Source organism: Curtobacterium sp. B8 (genome assembly GCF_000333315.1).
GTDB classification, from domain to species: Bacteria; Actinomycetota; Actinomycetes; order Actinomycetales; family Microbacteriaceae; genus Curtobacterium; species Curtobacterium luteum.
In genome coordinates this window covers 1-6,294 of sequence record NZ_BACW01000505.1, presented here as the reverse complement: position 1 = coordinate 6,294, position 6,294 = coordinate 1, and the positions used below count along the sequence as shown (strand labels likewise).

6 protein-coding genes are annotated in these 6,294 nt (G+C 71.8%); 1 reads left to right on the top strand and 5 read right to left on the bottom strand.

Going from position 1 to position 6,294, the window contains the following annotated elements:
• Positions 1-27: 27 nt before the first annotated feature.
• The gene (locus I59_RS13000) at positions 28-1,356 is read right to left on the bottom strand and encodes an NAD(P)/FAD-dependent oxidoreductase (RefSeq protein WP_022904238.1); all 1,329 of its coding nucleotides are present in this window, start codon (positions 1,354-1,356) and stop codon (positions 28-30) included.
• A 92-nt stretch (positions 1,357-1,448) separates the two neighbouring features.
• Between I59_RS13000 and I59_RS12995 the strand changes: the two genes are divergently transcribed.
• Positions 1,449-1,943 (top strand): GNAT family N-acetyltransferase, encoded by a 495-nt coding sequence (locus tag I59_RS12995; RefSeq protein WP_022904237.1) that lies wholly within the window; start codon positions 1,449-1,451, stop codon positions 1,941-1,943.
• Positions 1,944-2,019: 76 nt separating this feature from the next.
• Here the strand turns inward: I59_RS12995 and I59_RS12990 are convergent, their stop codons facing one another.
• The 4 genes from I59_RS12990 to dinB form a co-directional block, all read right to left on the bottom strand.
• A complete protein-coding gene (locus I59_RS12990) occupies positions 2,020-2,859 on the bottom strand; it encodes a formate/nitrite transporter family protein (RefSeq protein WP_031273780.1) in 840 nt (279 codons plus the stop codon).
• Positions 2,860-2,939: 80 nt separating this feature from the next.
• Positions 2,940-3,146 carry a hypothetical protein gene (locus tag I59_RS12985; RefSeq protein WP_022904235.1) on the bottom strand — a complete coding sequence of 69 codons (207 nt, stop codon included), beginning with the start codon at positions 3,144-3,146 and terminating at the stop codon, positions 2,940-2,942.
• Positions 3,147-3,153: 7 nt separating this feature from the next.
• Positions 3,154-5,124: a DEAD/DEAH box helicase gene (locus I59_RS12980; protein ID WP_022904234.1), complete on the bottom strand. Its 1,971-nt coding sequence runs from the start codon at positions 5,122-5,124 to the stop codon at positions 3,154-3,156.
• Positions 5,125-5,141: 17 nt separating this feature from the next.
• A partial coding sequence (gene dinB, locus I59_RS12975) for a DNA polymerase IV (protein ID WP_022904233.1) occupies positions 5,142-6,294 on the bottom strand: 1,153 nt, incomplete at its 5' end.

Genomic DNA, 6,294 nt, shown 5'->3' with positions numbered 1-6,294 from the left:
CCCCTCCCGTCCGTCAGGTGGTCGCGTCTAGCTCTTCGACGCCTCGACGAAGTTGCGACGCGGGTCCGTCTCCTTGATGAGCGAGGTCGCGTCGCGACCGGACACCGCTCCGGTGACCCAGCCGATGACGATCCGCGCCTTGCGGTTGAGCGTCGGCATCGCGTACACGTGGTAGGCGCGGTGTGCGAGCCACGCGAGCAGGTTCGTCATCTTGACGCCCTTGATGTTCGCCGCGCCCTTCGCGACGCCGTACGACGCGACGGTGCCGATGGACGGGTGGCGGTACTCCTCGAGCGGCTTGCCCGTGATGGTCGCCACGACGTTGTCGGCCGCGACGACGGCCTGCCGGACCGCGTTCTGCGCGTTCGGCGGGTAGTACGCCGGCTGCTTCTCCGCGGTGAGGTCGGGCACCTGTGCGACGTCGCCGAGGCCCCAGACGCCGGGGACGACCTCGTGCGTCGACTCGTCCTCGACCTGGAGCTTCGCGTTCGCGGCGAGGTGGCCCTTCGGTCCCCGCGGCAGGTCGGTGGCGTCGAGGAGCGGGTTCGGCTTGACGCCGGCGGTCCAGACGAGGAGGCCGGCAGCGAACTCGTCGCCGTCGGAGAGCTTGATGACGCCGCCCTCGGCGCTCGGCATCGTCGTCTTGAGGCGGACGTCGATGCCGCGGGCGCGCAGCGACTCGAGGGTCCACTTCGACAGCTCGGGGCCGACCTCGGGCGCGACACGGTCGAGGGCGTCGATGAGGACCCAGCGGGGGTGCTCCCCCGCGAGCGACGGGTACGTCTTGATGGCGGCCTGCGACACGTCGAACAGCTCACCGATCGCCTCGACACCGGTGTAGCCACCGCCGACGAAGATGCTCGTCAGGAGGCGGCGGCGCTCGTCCTCGTCGCGGGTGGCAGCGGCCTTCGCGATGTTGTCGAGGAGCTTGGCGCGGACGTACGCGGCTTCCTCGACCGTCTTGAAGCCGACGCCGTACTCCTCGAGCCCGGGCGTCGGGAAGGTCCGGGTGACCGATCCGAGCGCGACGACGAGCTGGTCGTAGCCGAGCGTGCGGTCGTCACCGCCCGCGGTCGAGATCGACACGGTCTTGTCCTTCGACGAGATCCCGGTGACCTTGCCCTGGATGACCCGCGTCTTCTTGAGGGCGCGGCGCAGCTCGAAGGTGACGTCCTTCGGCGCGATGTGGCCGCCGGCGACCTCCGGCAGGAACGGCAGGTACGTGTAGTAGGTGTTCTGGTCGACGAGCGTGATGCGCATCGGGACCGTCGCGGCGTGCTTCTGCAGCTGCTTGACGGTCGTGTAGCCGGCGGAGCCGCCACCGAGGACCAGGACGTGCGGGATCGAATCTGCCATGTGTCCGGTCTACCGGAGTTTCCCTGGCGGCGTCACCAAGCCGCGCCGTCGGTCGGCGGGGTCGTCGCTCCGCGGATGGGTACGGTCAGGGCATGACGACGTCGATCTCCGTCCGGTCCGCCACGCTCGAGGACGCCGAACCGATCGCCCTGGTCCACGCGACGTCGTGGCGCGAGACCTACGGCCGCTTCGTGGAGGACCCGGACACCAGCCCGTGGTTCGCCGTCGAGCCGCGGATCGCGATGTGGCGGACGAACCTGACCGAGCACGCGTTCTCCACCGTGGTGGCCCTCGACGGCGACGACCTGGTCGGCTTCGGTGCCGTGCGACCGACGCCGTCCTCGCCGACCGACGAGGACCCGGTGCGGCCGGAGGAGCTCACGATGCTCTACGTGCTGGCGCGGGCGCACGGATCCGGTGCCGGGCAGCGACTCCTCGACGCGGTGCTCGGCGACCGTCCGGCGTCGCTGTGGGTCGCGGAGGACAACCCGCGGGCGCAGGCGTTCTACCGACGCAACGGGTTCGCCACCGACGGGGCGAGGTCGTCGTTCGGCCCGATCGAGCGGTCGGTCCGGATGGTGCGCTGAGCTCCGCCCGCCTCGCTGGTGGGCGCTGTCGCTGGAGGGCGCTCTCCCCGGTCGGCGCTGTCGCTGGTGGGTGCTGTCACTGTTCCGCGCTCGACCGACCGGGCTCGGTGGGCGCGCTCCGGCGACGGTGCTGCAGCAGGTCGGCCGACCGGACGAGGCGCAGCGCGGTCACGAGGACCACACCACCGAGGACGTTGAACACGAGGGTGTACCCGAACCACCCGAGCCACTGGCCGTAGCTGATCGACGCGCCGGCCTGGATGGCGCCGAAGACGAGCAGCGAGTCGAGGATCGAGTGGAACAGCTGGAGGCCGGACAGCAGGAACCCGCCGATGACCGCGGCGACGATCTTCGCCGGGTCGGAGTCCGTCCCCTGCTGCATCCGGGTCACCAGCGTGATCGTGCTGCCGCCGAGGACGGCGAGCACCGCGACCTGCAGCCCGAACGGCGCGTCCACGTAGTGGCGGGCCGACTCCTCGAGTTCGTCGTGCCACTGCGGGAACGCCTGGACGACGAGCCACATGAAGAGCCATCCGCCCGCGAGGTTGGCGACGAGGGTGCCGACCCACAGCCGGAGGAGCTGGCCGACCGTCCCCTCCTTCGCGATGAGCGCGACGATCGGCATCAGGAAGTTCTCCGTGAACAGCTCGCTGTGCGCGAGGTACAGCGCCACCAGCCCGACACCGAACGCGATCCCGGCGAGGAGGTGGTCGCCGGTCGCGTGCAGGACGGCGAGGTACGCCATCACGCCGAGCCCGATCTCGAGGCCGCCGGCGAACCCGGTGGCGAGCACGACCCGCGTCGTCCGCTGCAGCCGTTCGGTGCCCTCCTCGACGACGGCTTCGAAGGAATCGTGGATCTCGTCCTCGACGGGGGCATCAGCACGGCCGACTTCGCGGCGACGTTCTTCGGTCACGGATCGCACGCTAGACCGTGCCGGGCGTGCGTGCCCGGCGTCGGTCGTGCCTGGAGTGCACGCCCCGCGTCGGTCGCAGCTCAGTCTCGTCGGCGGTCGCGGAGGCGCCACCATGCGGTCTCGGCGAGCTCGGGGCCCGTGAACACCCCGTGGGCAGTCCGACGCGACTCGGTGAGCGAGAAGCGGCGCAGCCGGTAGCCCCCGGCGAACCGGTCGATGATGGCCTCGGGCGAGGACTCCGCGTCCCGCTTGACGAGCCACGTCCGGTCGTCGACGGGCTCGATCACGGGAGGGTCACCGCCGTCCGCCGATGCGCGACCGGAGCACGTCGATGCGCTTCTGGATCTGCTCGACGCTCGCCTGCGCCACGGCCGGACCGCCGCTGATCCGTCGGAGCTCCGCGTGGATGGCCCCGTGCGGCTCGTTCGAGTGCCGGGACCAGATGGAGACGAGGCGTGCGAGCTCGGTCCGCTGCTCCTTGAGCGTCATGTACATCGGCCGGCTCTCGTCCGGCGTGGCCTTCGGCATCCCGTCCTTCGCCGGCCGCCCCTTGGAGCGTTTGGCCTGGGACGCCTGGCGGGCGCGGAGCAGGTCGCGCACCTGGTCGGGCTCGAGGAGCCCGGGGATGCCGATGAAGTCGAGTTCCTCGAGCGAGCCGACCTCGCCGCCGGACCCGAACTCGCCGCCGTCGTAGAGCACGCGGTCGAACGACGCCTGCGAGTCGAGGGCCTCGAACGGCTGCACCTCGAGCAGGCTCTCGGACGCGCGGTCCTCGCGGTTGGCCTCGGCGACCATCGCGTCCTCGGGGTTGTACATCCCGTCGTCCGCGTCCTTCGGGCGGTCGAGGGCGTGGTCGCGTTCGAGCTCGAGCGACGCCGCGAGGGCCATCAGGCCTGGAACGCTCGGCAGGAACACGGAGGCGGTCTCGCCACGACGGCGGGCACGCACGAAGCGACCGATCACCTGGGCGAAGAACAGCGGCGTGCTCGCGCTCGTGGCGTACACACCGACGCAGAGCCGCGGGACGTCGACGCCTTCGGACACCATGCGGACGGCGACCATCCAGCGTGAGTCGCCCTCGGCGAACGCTCCGATGCGCTCCGAGGCGGCGGCTTCGTCGGAGAGGACGACCGTCGGCCGCTCCCCCGTGATCTGCGTCAGCATCCGCGCGTACGCCCTGGCCGTCGTCGTGTCCGTGGCGATGACGAGCCCGCCGGCGTCGGGGACGCCCCGACGGACCTCGGTGAGCCGTTTGTCGGCGGCCGTCAGGACCGCGGGCATCCACTCGCCGTCGGGCGACAGGGCGGTGCGCCACGCCTGGGCGGTGATGTCCTTCGTGACCTGCTCGCCGAGCGAGGCCGACATCTCGTCGCCCATGCGGGTCTTCCAGCGCATCTGACCGGCGTAGGCCATGAACAGCACCGGGCGGACGACGCCGTCCTTGAGCGCGCGCCCGTAGCCGTAGTTGTAGTCCGAGATCGAGGTCCGGATCCCCTGCTCGTCGGGCGCGTACTGCACGAACGGGATGGGCGCGGTGTCGGAGCGGAACGGCGTGCCGGACAGCGACAGCCGACGGGTGGCCTTCGAGAAGGCTTGCCGGATGCCGTCGCCCCAGGTGAGGGCGTCGCCGCCGTGGTGGACCTCGTCGAGGATGACGAGGGTCTTGCCGCCGGCCGTGATGCGCTGGTGCACCTCGGGGTTCATGCCGACCTGGGCGTACGTGATCGCCACGCCCTGGTAGTGCCGGCCGAACATGCCGTCGCCGTTCTTGAACATGGGGTCGATCCGGATGCCGACCCGGTCGGCGGAGTCCGCCCACTGGCGCTTCAGGTGCTCGGTCGGGGCGACCACGACGATCCGGTCGACGGTGCCGCGGGCGAGCAGCTCGGTCGCGAGCCGGAGCGCGAAGGTCGTCTTGCCGGCGCCCGGGGTCGCCGCTGCGAGGAAGTCACGGGGCTCGGTCTCGAAGTACTTCGTCAGCGCCTCGACCTGCCAGGCGCGGAGCTTCCTCGCAGTACCCCAGGCGGCGCGGTCCGGGAACGCGGGCGAGAGGTGCTCGGCGGCGGCGTTGCCTGCGGCTTCGGCCTGCGCGGCGGCTTCGTCGTGGGGCCGCGCGGCGGCTTCGTCGTGGGGCCTGGCGGCGGCTTCGTCGTGGGGCCTGGCGGCGTGGCCGTCGGCGGTGGCCGGGCGCTCGATCGGGTTCGACGACGCATCGCCCCACAGCGTGGCGGCCTGCTGCTGGTTCTCGTACTCCGCTGCGCTCACTGCACGCGATTCTACCGTCACCCGGGGTCCTGCCTGGCGTGCGGGGCCCGCTGCTCGGGCGCGCCGCGGACGAGCGAGGCCGGCCGGAGCACGCCCGCGCCGAACCGTGCCGCCACGGCGTCGACCGTGGTCTCGGTGTCCCGCCACGGCGCGTCGTCGTCCCACAGGGCGTTGCTCGCCGCCGCGGGAACGAGGTTCTCGCCACGGACGCCGATGAGCCGGATGCGGTTGCCCGGTCGGTGGAGGACGTCGTAGAGCTCGACGGCTTCGCGGTGGATCCGCTTGGCGACGTCGGTGGGCTCGGCGAGGGTGCGCGACCGGGTGAGCGTCGTGAAGTCGGTGTACCGGACCTTGAGCGCGACGGTCCGCGCCTGCACGTCGGCGCGACGGAGCCGGACGGCGACCTTGTCGGCGAGGCGCAGGAGTTCCCGGGCGACGTCGTCGCGTTCGGTGAGGTCGCGGCCGAAGGTGACCTCGTGCCCGATCGACTTCTCACCGACGCCGGTCTCGACGGTCCGTGGGTCGCGGCCCCACGACAGGTCGTGGAGCCGCTGGCCGCCAGCGGGACCGAGGGCCGCGACGAGCGACGGCAGCGGCGTCGTGGCGAGGTCGCCGACGGTGCGGATGCCCCGGCGTTCGAGGGTCTCCTGGGTCTTGCCGCCGACGCCCCAGAGCGCGGACACGGGCTGCGGGTGGAGGAACGCGACCGTGTCGGCAGCGGGGACGACGAGCAGGCCGTCCGGCTTCGCCCGGCTGGACGCGAGCTTGGCCACGAACTTCGTCGACGCCGCCCCGACCGAGCAGTGCAGCCCGGTCTGCTCGAGGACGGCGGCGCGGATGGCGGTGCCGATCTCCCACGGGGTGCCGTAGAGCCGGATCGCGCCGGCGACGTCGAGGAAGGCTTCGTCGATGCCGAGCCGCTCGACCCGCGGGGTGAAGCGGTCGAACACGGCCATCACGGCGGCGGACTGCTCGCGGTACTTCTCGAAGTGCGGCTCGACGATCACGGCGTTCGGGCACCGCCGCTTCGCGACGGCCATCGGCATCGCGGAGTTCACGCCGTAGCGTCGGGCCTCGTACGTGGCGGCGGTGACCACGGAGCGGTCGGAGTCGTGCCCGACGATCACGGGCAACCCGACGAGGTCGGGACGGTCGAGCAGTCGACGGAGG